General features: G+C 70.1%; 16 protein-coding genes and 1 tRNA gene. 11 read left to right on the top strand and 6 right to left on the bottom strand.

Features of this window, described 5'->3' with window-relative positions; translation table 11 throughout:
- Position 1 precedes the first annotated feature (1 nt).
- The 4 genes from efeB to AB0D59_RS01845 all read left to right on the top strand — a co-directional run bounded on the left by efeB (position 2) and on the right by AB0D59_RS01845 (position 5,034).
- Positions 2-1,285, top strand: coding sequence for an iron uptake transporter deferrochelatase/peroxidase subunit (efeB, locus tag AB0D59_RS01860; RefSeq protein WP_362559526.1), 1,284 nt, complete (start codon positions 2-4; stop codon positions 1,283-1,285).
- Positions 1,286-1,496: 211 nt separating this feature from the next.
- The gene (gene pheA, locus AB0D59_RS01855) at positions 1,497-2,432 is read left to right on the top strand and encodes a prephenate dehydratase (RefSeq protein ID WP_362559524.1); all 936 of its coding nucleotides are present in this window, start codon (positions 1,497-1,499) and stop codon (positions 2,430-2,432) included.
- Positions 2,433-2,962: 530 nt separating this feature from the next.
- Positions 2,963-4,240 carry a serine--tRNA ligase gene (gene serS / locus AB0D59_RS01850; protein ID WP_362559523.1) on the top strand — a complete coding sequence of 426 codons (1,278 nt, stop codon included), beginning with the start codon at positions 2,963-2,965 and terminating at the stop codon, positions 4,238-4,240.
- Positions 4,237-5,034: an HAD family hydrolase gene (locus AB0D59_RS01845; RefSeq protein WP_362559521.1), complete on the top strand. Its 798-nt coding sequence runs from the start codon at positions 4,237-4,239 to the stop codon at positions 5,032-5,034. Before serS ends, AB0D59_RS01845 begins: the two co-directional genes overlap by 4 nt.
- Before the next feature lie 40 nt (positions 5,035-5,074).
- Here AB0D59_RS01845 and AB0D59_RS01840 read toward each other — a convergent pair.
- The 6 genes from AB0D59_RS01840 to AB0D59_RS01815 form a co-directional block, all read right to left on the bottom strand.
- Positions 5,075-5,183: transfer RNA gene (locus AB0D59_RS01840), tRNA-OTHER, on the bottom strand.
- A gap of 202 nt (positions 5,184-5,385) precedes the next feature.
- A complete protein-coding gene (locus AB0D59_RS01835) occupies positions 5,386-5,598 on the bottom strand; it encodes a hypothetical protein (RefSeq protein WP_362559519.1) in 213 nt (70 codons plus the stop codon).
- Between the two features lie 79 nt (positions 5,599-5,677).
- Positions 5,678-6,397, bottom strand: a complete 720-nt coding sequence (locus tag AB0D59_RS01830; protein WP_362559518.1) for an ABC transporter permease — start codon at positions 6,395-6,397, stop codon at positions 5,678-5,680.
- Positions 6,398-6,406: 9 nt separating this feature from the next.
- Complete coding sequence (locus AB0D59_RS01825; RefSeq protein WP_362559516.1) at positions 6,407-7,318, bottom strand: ABC transporter ATP-binding protein; 912 nt, start codon at positions 7,316-7,318, stop codon at positions 6,407-6,409.
- Positions 7,315-8,223: an ABC transporter permease gene (locus AB0D59_RS01820; RefSeq protein WP_362559514.1), complete on the bottom strand. Its 909-nt coding sequence runs from the start codon at positions 8,221-8,223 to the stop codon at positions 7,315-7,317. The genes AB0D59_RS01825 and AB0D59_RS01820 overlap by 4 nt, the downstream gene beginning before the upstream one ends.
- The gene (locus AB0D59_RS01815; protein ID WP_362559838.1) at positions 8,213-9,178 is read right to left on the bottom strand and encodes an ABC transporter ATP-binding protein; all 966 of its coding nucleotides are present in this window, start codon (positions 9,176-9,178) and stop codon (positions 8,213-8,215) included. The genes AB0D59_RS01820 and AB0D59_RS01815 overlap by 11 nt, the downstream gene beginning before the upstream one ends.
- 225 nt (positions 9,179-9,403) lie before the next feature.
- Between AB0D59_RS01815 and AB0D59_RS01810 the strand changes: the two genes are divergently transcribed.
- The 7 genes from AB0D59_RS01810 to AB0D59_RS01780 all read left to right on the top strand — a co-directional run bounded on the left by AB0D59_RS01810 (position 9,404) and on the right by AB0D59_RS01780 (position 16,158).
- A complete protein-coding gene (locus AB0D59_RS01810; RefSeq protein WP_362559511.1) occupies positions 9,404-10,255 on the top strand; it encodes a M24 family metallopeptidase in 852 nt (283 codons plus the stop codon).
- Positions 10,252-12,012, top strand: a complete 1,761-nt coding sequence (locus AB0D59_RS01805; protein ID WP_362559509.1) for an SDR family oxidoreductase — start codon at positions 10,252-10,254, stop codon at positions 12,010-12,012. The genes AB0D59_RS01810 and AB0D59_RS01805 overlap by 4 nt, the downstream gene beginning before the upstream one ends.
- Positions 12,009-12,959: a MerR family transcriptional regulator gene (locus AB0D59_RS01800; protein WP_362559507.1), complete on the top strand. Its 951-nt coding sequence runs from the start codon at positions 12,009-12,011 to the stop codon at positions 12,957-12,959. Before AB0D59_RS01805 ends, AB0D59_RS01800 begins: the two co-directional genes overlap by 4 nt.
- A gap of 205 nt (positions 12,960-13,164) precedes the next feature.
- On the top strand, positions 13,165-13,716 hold the full coding sequence (locus AB0D59_RS01795) for an RNA 2'-phosphotransferase (protein WP_362559835.1): 552 nt from the start codon (positions 13,165-13,167) through the stop codon (positions 13,714-13,716).
- Between the two features lie 19 nt (positions 13,717-13,735).
- Positions 13,736-14,200 (top strand): hypothetical protein, encoded by a 465-nt coding sequence (locus AB0D59_RS01790; protein ID WP_362559506.1) that lies wholly within the window; start codon positions 13,736-13,738, stop codon positions 14,198-14,200.
- Positions 14,201-14,242: 42 nt separating this feature from the next.
- The gene (locus AB0D59_RS01785; RefSeq protein WP_362559504.1) at positions 14,243-15,145 is read left to right on the top strand and encodes an LLM class flavin-dependent oxidoreductase; all 903 of its coding nucleotides are present in this window, start codon (positions 14,243-14,245) and stop codon (positions 15,143-15,145) included.
- Positions 15,146-15,270: 125 nt separating this feature from the next.
- Positions 15,271-16,158, top strand: a complete 888-nt coding sequence (locus tag AB0D59_RS01780) for a Cof-type HAD-IIB family hydrolase (protein ID WP_362559502.1) — start codon at positions 15,271-15,273, stop codon at positions 16,156-16,158.
- Positions 16,159-16,302 lie beyond the last annotated feature (144 nt).

Raw genomic sequence — 16,302 nt, 5'->3', positions numbered from 1 at the left:
CATGGCTGAACCGTCCCAGTCCCTCCGTCCACCGGTCACCGAGGAAAGCCCGCCGGCTCCCCCGACCGCAGGCGTCAGCCGGCGCGCCCTGCTCGGCACCGCCGGGGCCACCGGACTCGTGCTCGGCGCGGCGGGCGCGGGCGTCGGCTACGCCGCCGCGCCCGCACAGGCCACCCCGCTCAGCTCGGTGGGATCCGGCCGGGCGATGTTTCACGGGAAACATCAGCCCGGCATCACCGAGGGTCTCCAGGCGCGCGGCCATCTCGTCGCCTTCGACCTGGCGGCGGGCGCGGGGCGGAAGGAGGCCGCCGCGCTGCTGCGTCGCTGGTCGACGACAGCCGAACGGCTGATGGCGGGCGAGGCGATGACACAGGACGACACGGATGTGGCCCGTGACGCCGGCCCCTCGTCGCTGACGATCACCTTCGGCTTCGGCAACAGCTTCTTCGCCCGCACCGGCCTGGAGAAGCAGCGCCCGTCCGCCCTGGACCCGCTGCCCGACTTCTCCTCCGACCATCTCGACAGGTCGCGCAGCAACGGCGACCTGTGGGTACAGATCGGCGCCGACGACTCCCTGGTCGCCTTCCACGCCCTGCGCGCCATCCAGAAGGACGCGGGCAGCGCGGCCAAGGTCCGCTGGCAGATGAACGGCTTCAACCGCACCCCGGGCGCCACCGCCCACCCCATGACCGCCCGCAACCTCATGGGCCAGCTGGACGGCACCCGCAATCCGAAGCCGACGGACACGGACTTCGATCAGCGGATCTTCGTTCCGGCGAGCGGTTCGAACGGCCCCGCCTGGATGGCGAACGGCTCCTACGCCGTCGTACGCCGGATCCGCATGCTCCTCGACGACTGGGAGAAGCTCTCGCTCGCGGCCCAGGAGGACGTGATCGGGCGCAGGAAGTCCAACGGAGCGCCGCTGTCCGGAGGTGCCGAGACAACGGCGATGGACCTGGAGAAGACCAGGTCCGACGGCGACTACGTCGTCCCGATCAACGCCCACGCCCGGATCACCCGGCCCGACCAGAACGGGGGCGCGGCCATCCTGCGGCGCCCGTTCTCGTACCACGACGGCATCGATGCCGACGGGACGCCGGACGCGGGGCTGCTCTTCGTCTGCTGGCAGGCGGATCCGCTGCGTGGGTTCGTACCGGTGCAGCGGAAGCTGGACCGCGGGGACGCGCTCTCGCAGTACATCCGGCACGAGGCGAGCGGACTGTTCGCGGTGCCGGGCGGGGCGGCCGACGGGGAGTACGTGGGGCAGCGGCTGCTGGAGGGCTGAGGCCGGACAGCCGGGGCCGGGTATCTCGTGTAGTGGATTCCGCGTGCGTGCGGTGGATTCCGCGTGCGTGCGGTGGATTCCGCGCGGTGACCGCGTTACCACCGTGGATTCTGATCACTATTGGCGCGTTTCCGGGTTTCAAACCACCCGGTCGAGTGGTTCCGACGAGACACGTGAGCCCGGCTCCCTTGCGCCCATTAGGGTGAGGGACATGCCAGCGAGCTATGCGTATCTCGGTCCCGAAGGCACCTTCACCGAAGTCGCCCTGCGCACGCTTCCGGAGGCGGCCACCCGGGAGCTGATCCCGTACGTCTCCGTGCAGTCCGCGCTGGACGCGGTACGGGGCGGCGAGGCCGAGGCCGCGTTCGTGCCGATCGAGAACTCCGTCGAGGGCGGGGTCACCACGACCCTGGACGAGCTGGTCGCGGGCGAACCGCTGACGATCTACCGCGAGGTGCTGCTGTCGATCACCTTCGCGCTGCTGGTCCGCCCGGGCACCAAGCTCTCCGACATCAAGACGGTGACCGCGCATCCGGTCGCCCAGCCGCAGGTCCGCAACTGGCTGCGGACCCACCTCCCCAACGCCCTCTGGGAGTCCGCCGCCTCGAACGCGGACGGCGCCCGGCTGGTGCAGGAGGGCCGCTACGACGCCGCGTTCGCCGGTGAGTTCGCGGCCGAGCGGTACGGCCTGGAGGCCCTGGAGACCGAGATCCACGACGCGAAGAACGCGCAGACCCGGTTCGTCCTGGTCGGCCGGCCGGCCCGGCCCGCGGCCCCGACCGGCGCGGACAAGACCTCGGTCGTGCTCTGGCAGAACGACGACCACCCCGGCGGGCTGCGCGATCTGCTCGGCGAGTTCGCCACCCGGGGCATCAATCTGATGCTGCTGCAGTCCCGGCCCACCGGCGCCGGCATCGGCAACTACTGCTTCTGCGTCGACGCCGAGGGTCACATCTCCGACCGCCGGGTGGCGGAGGCCCTGATGGGGCTGAAGCGGATCTGCCGCCAGGTGCGGTTCCTCGGCTCGTACCCGCGTGCGGACATCAAGCCGGGCAAGACCGCGGGGCCGACGCGGCCGGGGACGTCGGACGAGGAGTTCATGGCGGCCTCGGACTGGGTGGCGCGCTGCCAGGACGGCCGCTTCTAACCGGCCATACGTTCACATCTTCGTTATCCACAGGAGTTATCCACAGGTCCTCAACTCGACCTGGGGACAAGTCGACAGCAACACCTGACTCTGTCGACAAATCGGCCTACAGTCCACAGGCGGGCCGGTGATCACCCACGTCACCCTTCGTCCACTCGTTTCCCATGGTTCATCTTTTGGAGCGACTCCTTTCCACTCGAAAGTGGGTGTTGTCCAGGTTTGGACGGGGAATTCCTCTCTTCGGGCACCGGTTTCGAAGTGATCAATTCCGAAGTCCACACCCCATCCACACAGCCTGTGGATAACTCTCGGAAGGGTGTGGATTCCTGTGGACAACCGGGCCCCCAAGTCCCGCTCCGCACAAGGGAATCGAGTCAACCGCAGGCCGCGCACATGCCCCGTCTCGGGGAGTGAGACACTTTTTATTGACACGCTCGGCAATTCCCTCATAACGGAACGTAAGCCGCGATTCGGAACACGGGTCAATAGTGATTCGTGGGGGGCAACCCCACACCGGTAGCCTTGGCTCCGTGATTGACCTACGCCTGCTCCGTGAGGACCCCGACCGTGTGCGCGCGTCCCAGCGCGCCCGTGGAGAGGACGTCGCGCTCGTCGACGCCCTCCTCTCCGCCGACGAGCGGCGCAGGTCCTCCGGCGTCCGCTTCGACGAGCTGCGCAACGAGCAGAAGTCGCTCGGCAAGCTGATCCCCAAGGCCTCCGGTGACGAGAAGGCCGAGCTGCTGAAGAAGGCAGGCCAGCTCGCCGCCGACGTGAAGACCGCCGACGCCGAGCGGGACGCCGCCGCCGCCGAGACCCACGAGCTGCTGCTCAGGCTCGGCAACCTCGTCCACCCCGACGTGCCCGTCGGCGGCGAGGAGGACTTCGTCACGCTTGAGGAGCACGGCACGATCCGTGACTTCGGTGCCGAGGGCTTCGAGCCCAAGGACCACCTGGAGCTGGGCCAGCTGCTCGGCGCGATCGACGTCGAGCGCGGCGCCAAGGTCTCCGGCTCCCGCTTCTACTTCCTGACCGGCGTCGGCGCCCTCCTGGAGCTGGCGCTGGTCAACGCGGCGATCGCACAGGCCAGCGAGGCCGGCTTCACCCCGATGCTGACCCCGGCGCTGGTCCGGCCGCAGTCCATGGCGGGCACCGGCTTCCTCGGCCAGGCGGCCCAGGACGTCTACCACCTCGACAAGGACGACCTCTACCTGGTCGGCACGTCCGAGGTGCCCCTCGCCGCGTACCACATGGACGAGATCATCGACGCCGAGCGCCTCCCGCTGCGCTACGCCGGCTTCTCGCCCTGCTTCCGCCGCGAGGCCGGTTCGCACGGCAAGGACACCAAGGGCATCTTCCGCGTCCACCAGTTCGACAAGGTCGAGATGTTCTCCTACGTCGCCCCCGAGGACTCGGAGGCGGAGCACCAGCGTCTGCTGGCCTGGGAGAAGCAGTGGCTGACCTCGCTGGAGCTGCCGTTCCGCGTGATCGACGTCGCCACCGGTGACCTCGGTTCCTCCGCCGCCCGCAAGTTCGACTGCGAGGCGTGGATCCCGACGCAGGGCAAGTACCGCGAGCTGACGTCGACGTCGGACTGCACCGAGTTCCAGTCCCGTCGGCTGTCGATCCGGGTCCGCGACGGCAAGCAGGTCAAGCCGCTGGCCACCCTGAACGGCACGCTGTGCGCCGTACCGCGCACGATCGTGGCGATCCTGGAGAACCACCAGCTGGCCGACGGTTCGGTCCGGGTCCCCGAGGTGCTGCGTCCGTACCTGGGCGGCCGAGAGGTCCTGGAGCCGGTGTCCCGGTGAGCTTCCCGTACGGACTGATCGCCACCGACCTCGACGGAACGCTGCTCGGCTCCGACGAGTCGATCTCGCAGCGCACCCGTGACGCGCTCGCCGCGGCCACCGCGGCGGGCGCCGCGCACATCGTCGTCACCGGCCGCGGCGTCCCCTGGACCCGGCCCATCCTCGACGACCTCGGCTACCACGGTCTCGCCGTGTGCGGTCAGGGGGCGCAGGTGTACGACGCCGGGGCGCACCGCCTGCTGACGTCCGTGACGCTGGACCGCCAGCTGGCCGGGGTCGCCCTGGCGAAGATCGAGGCGGAGGTGGGCCCGCTGTACCTCGCCGCGAGCCGCGACGGCCTCGACGGCGACGTGCTGGTGGGTCCGGGATACGCGGTGACGGGCAAGCTCCCGTCGACGCCGTTCACGGACGCGGCGGATCTCTGGGCGGCGCCGCTGAACAAGATCTACATCCAGCACCCCGAGCTCTCCGACGACGAGCTGGCCGAGGTGGCACGTCATACGGCCGGCGGTTTCGTCACAGTCGCCATGGCGGGCGAGGGAATCGTGGAGCTTCTGCCGCTGGGGCTGTCGAAGGCGACGGGCCTGTCGCTGGCCGTGCGCCGGTTGGGCCTGAAGGCCGCCGACACGATCGCCTTCGGCGACATGCCCAACGACATCCCGATGTTCGCCTGGGCGGCCCGGGGTGTGGCCATGGCCAACGCCCATGACGAGCTGAAGGCCGTGGCGGACGAGGTGACGTCCTCCAACGAGGAGGACGGGATCGCGGTGGTGCTGGAGCGGCTGCTCGGCTGAGGCGCCTTCAAGGCGTTACGGCTCGGGCTCCTTCAAAGCGTGGCGGAGGATGCACGGGTCGAACGTGCGCGGGCTTTCCAGGCCCGACCATGGCTTGCACTTGACGGAACACAGCGCAAGCCAGTGCCTTACCACTCGGCCAATCCTCCGGGTGGGCGGCCCACGCGAGAGCGACATCGCGTGCTCGAAGCGGCCGCCCCGGGCAGCTACATCGCGATCCGCCGCAGGCTGCCCTGAAGGGAGCTGGACGTACTGTCGTGCATGGACATCGTCCGGCTCCTCTCCCGGTTCGGGGGCTGACACAACAACTGTGCCTGTGAACCGAGTTGGAAGCCACCGAATTAAGGGCGCCTACCGACGCCACCACCTGCGCCGCACCTTGCTGAAGAACCACCCGGCGGGCGGCTCGTCCGACCGCCACGGCTGAGGCTCCGGTGACTCCGCCCGCCACTTCGCCGCCAGCATCCGCGCCCGCGCGGACGGCTCCGAAGTCCCCGCGGACCGTATGAAGTCCTCGTCCAGGACAACCCCGTCCCAGTCCCCGCCACCGAAACCCTCAGCCATCCCGCGCCTCCTACGCAGTACACCCGCTTTGTCCAGTGTGCCTGGACAGAGGTGAAGCCCCCGTCAATAAGCCGGGCGTCTACTCCTCGCCCGCCAGCGTCAGCGAGCGCAGCTTCTGGCCGGCGTACCAGGTCGCCAGGACCGTCACCGCGATCAGCAGCACCGTGGCCGTCGCCAGGGACACGTCCGACGTGACCAGTTCGCCGCCCGTCACCTTGTGGGCGACCGCCAGGGACCACTGCTGGACGCTCAGGGTGCGCGCGCCCGGGACGAGGGAGCCGAACAGGGCCTCCCAGACCAGGGCGTAGACGAGACCGAAGACCACCGCGTGCCGGGACACCGTGCCCAGCAGCAGGAAGAGCGCCGCGTAGGCGATCGACGCGACCAGTGCGGCCACCGTGTAGGCGACGGCGATCTGCTGGCCGTTGCCGTTGAGGATGAAGCCCGCGATCAGCGTCGGCAGAGCCGAGAAGACCATCGTCACGGCGATCGCCACGGTCAGCTTGGTGAGGATGATCGTCGGCCGTCTGATCGGCTTGGACAGCAGGTACACCACCGAGCCGTCGTCGATCTCCGGGCCGATCGCACCCGTGCCGGCGATGACGCCGATGATCGGCACCATGGTCGCGAGCGCGAGCCCGCCGAGCAGGTCGGAGGCCGTCTGGTCGTCGGCGCCGGCGAGGCCGCGGACGACGACCGAGATCGCGATGAGCAGCAGGGGCAGCGCCCCCAGGATGAGGGCCCGGCGACGGCCGAGCAGGGCTCGATAGGTGAGCCGGGCGACTGTGGGGTCGTACATCTTGGCCTCCTACGCCGCGACCAGATACGAGAACACGGATTCGAGGGACTCGTCGGACGGCGAGACCGTGAGCAGCCGGATGCCGTGGTCGCGGGCGACCCTCGGCAGGAGGGCGGTGAAGCGGCCGAAGTCGACGGCCTGGATGCGCAACGCGCCCTCGGTGAGGTCGACTTCGATGCCCGCAGTCGACGGGTCGGCGATCAGCGCGGCCGCGAGGGTGCGGTCGTCGCTGGAGCGGACCAGGTAACGGTGCGGGCGGTCGGTCATCAGGCGGCGGATCTTGCGGAAGTCGCCGCTGGCCGCGTGCCGTCCGGCGACCACGACCTCGATGTGCCAGGCGAGTTGCTCGACCTCTTCGAGGATGTGCGAGGAGAACAGCACGGTGCGGCCCTCGTCGCCCATCCTCCGCAGCAGGTCCATCAGCTGCATCCGCTGGCGCGGGTCCATGCCGTTGAAGGGCTCGTCGAGCAGGAGCAGCGAGGGGTCGTGGACCAGGGCGGACGCCATCTTCACGCGCTGGCGCATGCCCTTGGAGTACGTCGAGATCTTGCGGTCCTGCGCGTACTCCATCTCGACCGTGGCCAGAGCCTTCTGGGCGGCCTTGGCGCCGAGGCCGTGCAACTCGGCGTTGGCGACGACGAATTCGCGGCCGGTGAGGAAGTCGTACATCGCCTCGCGCTCGGGGACGATGCCGATGTGCTGGTAGATGGACTCGTTGCGCCAGGTCGGCTGCCCGTCGAGGGTGACCGTGCCGGTGGAGGGGGCGAGGAAGCCGCCCATCATGTTGATGAGGGTGGACTTTCCGGCGCCGTTGGGGCCGAGCAGGCCGGTGACGCCGGGGCCGATGGTCATGGTGATGTCGTTGACGGCGACCACGTTGCCGAACCAGCGGGAGACATGGTCGATGGAGAGCGTGGTCACAGTCCCACCTTCTTGTAGCGGCGCAGCAGCAGGCCGTAGCTCGCCGCGATGAGGCCGAGGACGACGAGCACGTACACCGCGCCCTGGGCGTGGGAGGGTCCGTCGCCGCCCGGGAAGGTGTTGGTGCCGCCGAGCAGGGCGGTGCCCAGGCCGCCGATCAGGGTGACCGGCGAGAACAGGCCGATCCACGGGATGGCGCCGGTGCTGCCCTGGGAGTCCGCGATGGCCTGGAGGGTGGAGACCGCGCCGTAGGAGATGGTCAGTACGGCGATCACGGCGGCGATGCCGAAGCCGCGGCGCGGCGTGATCGAGGCGATGACCAGGCCGATGCCGGCGAACAGCAGGGACAGCAGGGCCACCGAGACCAGTCCCTGGCCGAACCCCTTGGTCTGGTGGGCGAAGTCCATCTTGGACAGCAGGGCGCCCACATACAGCACGACCAGCGGGGCGCCGGTGAGGATGAACAGCGCCGAGGCCAGGGCCGCGAACTTGGACCGGACGTAGTCGGCGGTCTCGATGGGCCGCGAGAAGTACAACGGGATGGTCTTGAAGCGCAGGTCGCGTGAGACCGCCTGGGGTGCCTGCGAAGCGACGTACAGGCTGATCACCGCCTGCATGATGATCGCGTACCGGGTGTAGGACACCGGCAGGTCGTGCGCCTTGGTGGCGACGGCGACGGCCACCATGATGGCCGCCGGCACGCACATCACCGCGAACAGCAGCATCGGCAGCACCTTGGACTTCACCGAGCGGCCGAGGCCGTAGGAGCCGCGCAGGGTCTGCGAGTAGAGGGACAGGCGGGCGTAGGCACGGCCGAGGCGCGGGCCGTCGTAGCCGCGGTAGCCGATGTCGTGGATTCGGGACTGGTCACCCGCCGGGGTGGCCAGGGGCTGCTCAACCGCCATGGACGGCCGCCTCCTTCCGCTGCTCGTCGCTGCTGGTGAACACTTCGGAGATGTGATGTCTGCGCTGCTCCATGCGGACCAGGCCGAGGCCGAGGTCGGCGACGACGTCGCGGACCAGGTCGTACGTCTCCTCGCCCTGGGCGGTGAGCAGCAGGATGTGGCCGGCGCCCGGGAGGCCGCCGCCCTCGTGGTCCGTCTCCACCCCGCGCGCGTGCAGCGCGTCGCGCACCGCGCGGGTGCCGTCGGGGTGCTCGTCGCTGTCGGTGACCTCGATCGCGAGGGTGGTCGTGGACTGGGTGAAGTCCGTGGTGGAGCTGGAGCGCAGCAGCTTGCCGCCGTCGACGACGACCACGTGGTCGCAGGTCCGCTCCAGTTCGCCGAGCAGGTGCGAGGTGACCAGGACCGAGATGCCGAAATCGGTGTGGATACGGCGGATCAGGCCGAGCATCTCGTCGCGGCCGACCGGGTCGAGGCCGTTGGTCGGCTCGTCCAGGAAGACCAGCTGCGGGTCGTGCACCAGCGCCTGGGCGAGTTTCACACGCTGCTTCATGCCGGTCGAGTAGCCGCCGATGGGGCGGTACCGCTCCTCGTAGAGCCCGACATGGCGCAGGGTGTCGGCAGTGCGCTCACGCGCTGCGGCGGGCGGCAGGCCGGACATGCGGGCCATGTGCACGACGAACTCGGTGGCCGAGACGTCGGGCGGCAGGCAGTCATGCTCCGGCATATAACCCACCCGCTCGCGGATGGCGGCACCCTTGGTCGCCACGTCGAGGCCGAGCACCTCGGCTCGGCCCTCGCTCGCGGGAGACAGACCCAGCAGGATCTTGATCAGGGTGGACTTGCCGGCGCCGTTGGCTCCGACGAGTCCGGTCACACCGGGTCCGATGTCCACGGACAGCCGGTCGAGCGCGGTCACCCGGGGGAACCGCTTGCTCAGGCTTTCGGTCGCGATCACAGTCACGCCATCGAAGGTAGTGACGTGGACCACGGAGGTCGTCAGACCCGAGAGCCGTCTTCGCATCACTCTCGAGTATTACGGGACCCTAGGGGATCCCCTGCTTGAGAGCTACACAGAGTTATCCACAGGCCTTGCACCACCTATTGACGTCGCCTCTAACAACTGTCACATTCACCAGTGTCAAGTTACGGACGCGTACCGCAGTCGATGGGGACGGGGCGGATGACGACGACAGCGCACGACGTACTCTCCGAACGCGCCACGGAGCTCCAGGGTTTCCGGCGGGTGCAGCGACTCGCGTACGAATGCGCGGAGGCGGTCGCGGCCCGGCTGAAGCCCGGCATCACCGAGCGCGAGGCGGCCCGGATGCAGCGCGAGTGGCTCCGCGCCCGTGGCGTACGGGACTGGTTCCACCTCCCTTTCGCCTGGTTCGGCGACCGCACCGCGTTCACGGACTTCCGCCTACCGCTGCAGTTCTTCCCGACCGACCGCCGGCTGGCCCCCGGGATGCCGTTCATCCTGGACCTGGCCCCGGTGTACGACGGCTACACGGCCGACATCGGCTACTCGGGCTCCCTCGGGATCAACCCCGTACAGGACCGGCTCATGGCCGACCTGGAGGCACACCGGGAGCTGATCCTGCGCGAGGTGCGCGAGCGGCGCCCGCTGCGCGAGATCTACGAGGACGTGGACCGCCTCATGGCCCGCCAGGGCTACGCCAACCGGCACCGCGCGTACCCGTTCGGCGTGATCGCCCACAAGGTGGACCGGGTGAAACAGCGCCGCTGGTCACCTCATCTCCTCGGGTTCGGCACCCAGTCCCTGAAGGGCCTCGCCGCCGACGCCCTGCACGGCCACCGCGAGGGCTGGTCGCCCCTGTGGTCGCCGTACCGCTTCTCCGACCACCCGCCCCGGCCGGGCCTGTGGGCGGTCGAGCCACACCTCGGCTTCCGGGGCACCGGAGCCAAGTTCGAGGAGATCCTCGTGGTCACCGACTCCCGGGACCCCGAGCAGAGCGCCTTCTGGCTGGACGACGATCTGCCGCACGTGCGGCGCTGGGCGGAGGACAAGTGACGGCACTGAAGGGTGCACGCGAGCGCCGGGTGCACACCGGCGGCATCGAACTGTGCGTGGCGGAACTGGGCGACCCGGCACAGCCGACGGTCGTCCTCGTCCACGGCTACCCGGACAGCAAGGAGGTCTGGTCCGAGGTCGCGCCCCGCCTGGCCGAGCGCTTCCACGTGGTGCTGTACGACGTCCGGGGCCACGGCCGCTCGACCGCACCGCAACCGCTGCGCGGCGGCTTCACGCTGGCCAAGCTGACCGACGACTTCCTGGCGGTGATCGACGCGGTCAGCCCGGACCGCCCGGTGCACCTCGTCGGCCACGACTGGGGCTCGGTGCAGTCCTGGGAGTTCGTCACCGTGGGCCGCACGGAGGGCCGTGTCGCCTCCTTCACCTCGATGTCCGGGCCGTCCCTCGACCACTTCGGGCACTGGATCAACGCGCGCGTGAAGCGCCCGACGCCCCGCAGGGTGGGCCAACTCCTCGGCCAGGGCGCCAAGTCCTGGTACGTGTACCTGCTGCACACCCCCGTCGTCCCCGAGCTGGCCTGGCGCGGCCCGCTCGGCAAGGCCTGGCCGGGAATGCTCCGACGAGCCGAGAAGCTCCCCGCCGGGGACTACCCGACCGGCTCCCTGCGCTCCGACGCGGCGCACGGTGCCTGGCTCTACCGCGACAACGTACGGCCCCGGCTGCGCTGCCCGCGCGAGGACGCGTACGCGCACGCGCCCGTGCAGCTCATCACGCCCCTGGGCGACGCGTTCCTCTCCGCGCGGCTGTACGACGACCTGGAGCGCTGGGCACCCCAGCTGACCCGCCGCACCCTGCCCGACAAGCACTGGGTCCCGCGTACCCGGCCGGACCAGGTGGCGTCCTGGATCGAGGAGTTCGTGATCTCCGTCGAGGACGGCCGGGGCACCGAGCCGAAGCGGGCGGACCGCCATGCCCAGCGGTTCGGCGGTCAGTTGGTGCTGGTCACCGGCGCGGGCAGCGGGATCGGCCGGGCCACGGCGTTCGCGTTCGCGGAGGCGGGCGCGCGCGTGGTGGCCGTGGACCGGGACGCGGAGGCCGCCGCCCGCACCGCCGAGCTGTCCCGGCTGATCGGAGCGGCGGACGCCTGGGCCGAGACGGCCGACGTCTCCGACGAACAGGCCATGGAGAAGCTCGCCGAGCGGGTCCACCGCGAGCACGGGGTCCTGGACGTGCTGGTCAACAACGCTGGGATCGGCCTCTCCGGCTCCTTCCTCACGACGACCACGGAGGACTGGCGCAAGATCCTGGACGTCAACCTCTGGGGCGTGATCCACGGCTGCCGCCTGTTCGGCGCGCGGATGGCGGACCGCGGCCAGGGCGGCCACATCGTGAACGTCGCCTCGGCGGCCGCCTTCCAGCCCTCACGGGTGTTGCCGGCCTACAGCACCTCCAAGGCAGCGGTCCTGATGCTGTCAGAGTGCCTGCGCGCCGAACTCGCCGCCCAGCGCATCGGTGTGACCGCGATCTGCCCCGGCATCGTCAACACCAACATCACGTCGACCGCCCGCTTCACGGGGGTCGACGAGGAGGAGCAACGACGGCGGCAGAAGCGCTCGGCCCGCTTGTACGGGATGCGGAACTACCCGCCGGAGAAGGTGGCTTCAGCGATTCTGGATGCCGTGGAGCACAACAGGGCGGTGGTACCGGTGACACCGGAGGCGCGGGGGGCACGGATGCTGTCGCGGGTGGCGCCGGGGGTGCTGCGGAGGATCGCGAGGATGGAGCCGAGACTGTGACGGCCGACCCCCCACCGCACAAGACGTACCGCATCGAAGACCTGGCCCACCACTCCCGGACCAGCGTCCGCACCATCCGCGCCTACCAGGACAAAGGCCTGCTGCCCCGCCCGGAGCGCCAGGGGCGCGCCAACCTCTACTCCGACGCCCATCTCACCCGCCTCCACCAGATAGCCGACCTCCTCGCCCGCGGTTACACCCTCGCCTCCATCAAGGAACTCCTCGACGCCTGGGACACCGGCCGCGGCCTGGCCGGCGTCCTCGGCCTCGTCACCGAGGCCGAGGGCCCCTGGACCGACGAGGAACCGGCCCGTCTCTCCCGCGCCGACCTGGACGCCCGCTTCGGCGGCACCCCCGACGACACGGCCGTGGCGGAGGCCGTGGCACTCGGCGTCCTGGAACCGGTGCCGGGCGACCCCGACTCCTTCCTGGTCCCGAGTCCCCAAGAGCTGGCCGTGGCGGCCGAGTTGCACGCTGCCGGGGTGCCGCTCACCGCGATCTCGGACCACCTGCGGGAGTTGAGGATCCAGGTCGAGCACATCGCCGCCCGCTTCCTTGAGTTCACCACCGAGCACGTCTTCGCCCGCTACCTCGACGACCCGCACCACCGCACCGACGCGAAAGCGGCCGAAGCGGCTTCCCTGGTACGGCGCCTGCGCCCGCTGGCCCAGCAGACGGTGGACGCCGAACTGGCCCGGGCCATGCGCCTGTTCGCCACTCGCGAGGTGCGTCGGCGACTTGGCGCCGGGGAGCAGCCGAAGTCCCCGGATGAGACGCGTACCGTGTCTCTCCCCGCCGACACGATTCAGGCCGTACGACGCCTGGTTGGCCCGGACCACATCGCCGAGTTCATCACCCTGGCTGCCGAACGGGAGGCGCGCGCACGCCACTTGGACGCGCTGACCGCACATCACGTCCCTGTTAACGATCTTGACGAAACGCCCTGAATCGCCCAGCGGTTGTCCACAGCACCGCCAATTCACCTGTGGATAACCGCACTTGGTTGTGGATCAAACCTCCGGCAAAAAATAACTGCGTGATCCGCGTCTCTCCCGGCACGCTGGTGGCGTGAACGACAAGAAGAGCCACAGAAGGAACGACGAAACGAACGACGGACAGAACGACAAGCCGGATATCGGACAGAACTACAAGGTGGGGGACGACCGGCGCACCGTGAGGGTGTCGAAGTACCTCTCGAAGCACCTGCGCCACCAGCCGGAACGCATCGGCCTCACGCTCGACGAGGCCGGCTGGGTGGAGATCGACACGCTGCTCGCGGCCGCAGCGGCACACGGCTTCCCGGTCACCCGCGAGGAACTCGACCACGTCGTCGCCGCCAACGACAAGCAGCGCTTCGCGATCGAAGGCGCCCGGATCCGCGCCAGCCAGGGCCACAGCATCGACGTCGAACTCGGACTGCCCCCGGCGACTCCGCCGCCGTACCTCTACCACGGGACCGTGGCCCGGTACCTGGACATGATCAGGACCGCGGGTCTCCGCCCGATGAGCAGGCACGACGTGCACCTGTCGGCCGACCGCGAGACCGCGACCCGGGTCGGTGCCCGGCGCGGCCGCCCGGTCGTGCTGTCGGTGGACGCGGGCGCGATGCACCGGGCCGGCCATGTCTTCCACGTCAGCGCGAACGGGGTGTGGCTGACGAAGGCCGTACCGCCGGAATACCTGCGCTTCCCCGATCCGCACTGACCCCTGCATGATGAATGGTATGGACCAGAGTGACCGCAGCGACCGCCTCCCCACGACCGAGGCGGCCGTGACCGCTCTGCACGCGATCGCCGCCGAGTGCGGCCGCGAAATCGAGGTGACGCACGACATCGGCGCGGACCAGACCTCCCGGCGCAGCGCGGCGGGCTTCGGGGTCACCGCGGACCCGGACGGCTCGCTGCCGCACGAGGCATACGCCGAGTTCGGCGGGGTGCCCCGGGTGAGCGTGCGGCTCTACCCGGACGACGACGCGGTGATCACGGTGGAGGGCGTCGCGTTCCACGACCTCCCGCGCGACGACGTGCCGGCCTTTCTCCGCGCCGTCTTCGGCGGGCTGGCCCATGTCCGCGCCCGCCGTTTCCCACCGACGGCCTCGCTGGTCGTACCGCTGCCCGGGGACCGTACGTACAAGGAGCACCTGAGTGCGAGCTTCCTCACGCCGTGGCTGAGCGGCCGCATACGGTGACCGTTTCGTCCGTTGCCGGTGGGGCCCCTTAGTCTCGGGCGCATGAGTCTGCGTCTGAGCACCGTGATCCTGCCGTACCGCCGCTGGAGCGAGGGCGGCCGTGCCGCGTGGACGCGGGCCGAGGAGCTGGGCTTCCACACCGCGTACACCTACGACCACCTGTCCTGGCGCAGTTTCCGGGACGGCCCGTGGTTCGGTGCGATTCCGACGCTGACCGCCGCCGCGTCCGTCACCGACCGGCTGCGTCTGGGCACGCTGGTCACCTCGCCCAACTTCCGGCATCCGGTGACGCTCGCCAAGGAGCTGATCTCCCTCGACGACATCTCCGGCGGCCGGGTGACACTCGGTATCGGCGCCGGCGGCACCGGCTTCGACGCCACCGCGCTGGGTCAGGAGCCGTGGACCGCGCGCGAGCGCGCCGACCGGTTCGCCGAGTTCGTGCCGCTGCTCGACCGGCTGCTCACCGAGGACTCCGTGACGTCCGAGGGAGAGTTCTACTCGGCCCACGAGGCGCGCGACATTCCGGGCTGTGTGCAGCGGCCCCGGCTGCCCTTCGCGGTCGCGGCCACCGGCCCGCGCGGGCTGAAGCTGGCCGCGCGGCACGGACAGGCGTGGGTGACCACCGGCGATCCGAAGCTGTACGAGAACGGCACGCCCGAGCAGTCCGTCGAAGCGCTGCGCGGTCAGACGGCGAAGCTCGGCGAGGCCTGCGCGGCGGCCGGCCGGGACGTGTCGGAGCTGGAGAAGGTCCTGCTCACCGGGTTCACCCCGGACCGTGCCCGGCCGCTGGAGTCCCTGGACGCCTTCGTGGACTTCGCGGGCCGTCACCAGGAGCTCGGCTTCACCGAGCTGGTGATCCACTGGCCCATCCCCGACTCGGACTTCGCGACCGAGGAGAAGGTCTTCGAGCGGATCGCCATGGAGGCACCGGCCCAGCTGGCCTGAGACCGACGGGCGGGTAGGAGGGGGGCCGACGAGGGTGGGCCGACGAGGGTGGACGGGGCCCGGGGGGCGCTTCGGGAGTCGTCTGTGTCTCACCTGTGCGGAGCACCGTACTGGCGTGCGGGCATATGCGCGAGAATGACCCGGTGACCTCAGCGACCCGACAGCCCGAGACCTCCGCCTTCGCGACTGCCCCCCGGCTGATCGCCACCGATCTCGACGGCACCCTGCTGCGCGACGACAAGTCGGTCTCACCGAGGACGGTCGCCGCGCTGGCCGCCGCCGAGGAGGCGGGCATCGAGGTCTTCTTCGTCACCGGCCGCCCGGCCCGCTGGATGGACGTCGTCAGCGACCATGTCCACGGCCACGGCCTGGCGATCTGCGGCAACGGCGCCGCCGTGGTCGACCTGCACGGCGGCCCCGGCGCCCACCGTTTCGTGAAGGTGCGTGAACTGGCCAGGGAGAACGCGCTGGACGCGATACGGCTGCTGCGCGACGCCGCGCCCGGCACGGTGTACGCGGTCGAGCAGACGTACGGATTCCACCAGGAGCCGGCCTATCCCAAGCTGCACCTGGAGACACCGGACCATCTGCTTCCCGCCGAGGAGATCCTCGCGGCCGACGGCCCCAGCGCCGGCGAGCCCGTGATCAAGATCCTCGCCTACCACCCCGACCTCGACCCCGACGCGTTCCTGGCCCTCGCCCGCCTCGCCGTCGGCGAGCGCGCCAACGTCACCCGGTCCAGCCCCAGCGCCCTGCTGGAGATCAGCGGTCCGGGGGTCTCCAAGGCCAGCACGCTGGCCCTGGAGTGCGCCGAGCGCGGCATCTCGCACGAGGAGGTCGTGGCCTTCGGCGACATGCCGAACGACGTCGAGATGCTGACCTGGGCCGGGCAGTCGTACGCCATGGGCAACGCCCACCCCGACGTGATCGCCGCCGCCTCCGGCCGCACGGTCGCCAACAACGAGGACGGTGTGGCGGTCGTGATCGAGCAGCTGCTGGCCGCGCACATCTGAAGCCACCGGATTCGGTACGGCGATCACCGCGGCCATCGGTACGGCGCCGGCCGCCGCCTTGGGTACGGCACGGACTGCCGGTTCCGGTTTCGGTTTCGGTTTCGGTTTCGGTTCCGATCTTGGTTCCGGTGCGGCGCCTGCCAG

This window comes from Streptomyces sp. NPDC048417 (genome assembly GCF_040651615.1).
Classification (GTDB): domain Bacteria; phylum Actinomycetota; class Actinomycetes; order Streptomycetales; family Streptomycetaceae; genus Streptomyces.
This window is presented reverse-complemented; position numbering and strand designations above follow the sequence as displayed.

Bases quoted from the DNA above. Each gene is read 5' to 3' on its own strand.
- efeB (WP_362559526.1), top strand. From the start codon at position 2: ATGGCTGAACCGTCCCAGTCCCTCCGTCCACCGGTCACCGAGGAAAGC.
- pheA (WP_362559524.1), top strand. From the start codon at position 1,497: ATGCCAGCGAGCTATGCGTATCTCGGTCCCGAAGGCACCTTCACCGAA.
- AB0D59_RS01835 (WP_362559519.1), bottom strand. From the start codon at position 5,598: ATGGCTGAGGGTTTCGGTGGCGGGGACTGGGACGGGGTTGTCCTGGAC.
- AB0D59_RS01830 (WP_362559518.1), bottom strand. From the start codon at position 6,397: ATGTACGACCCCACAGTCGCCCGGCTCACCTATCGAGCCCTGCTCGGC.
- AB0D59_RS01820 (WP_362559514.1), bottom strand. From the start codon at position 8,223: ATGGCGGTTGAGCAGCCCCTGGCCACCCCGGCGGGTGACCAGTCCCGA.
- AB0D59_RS01810 (WP_362559511.1), top strand. From the start codon at position 9,404: ATGACGACGACAGCGCACGACGTACTCTCCGAACGCGCCACGGAGCTC.
- AB0D59_RS01790 (WP_362559506.1), top strand. From the start codon at position 13,736: ATGGACCAGAGTGACCGCAGCGACCGCCTCCCCACGACCGAGGCGGCC.
- AB0D59_RS01785 (WP_362559504.1), top strand. From the start codon at position 14,243: ATGAGTCTGCGTCTGAGCACCGTGATCCTGCCGTACCGCCGCTGGAGC.
- AB0D59_RS01780 (WP_362559502.1), top strand. From the start codon at position 15,271: ATGCGCGAGAATGACCCGGTGACCTCAGCGACCCGACAGCCCGAGACC.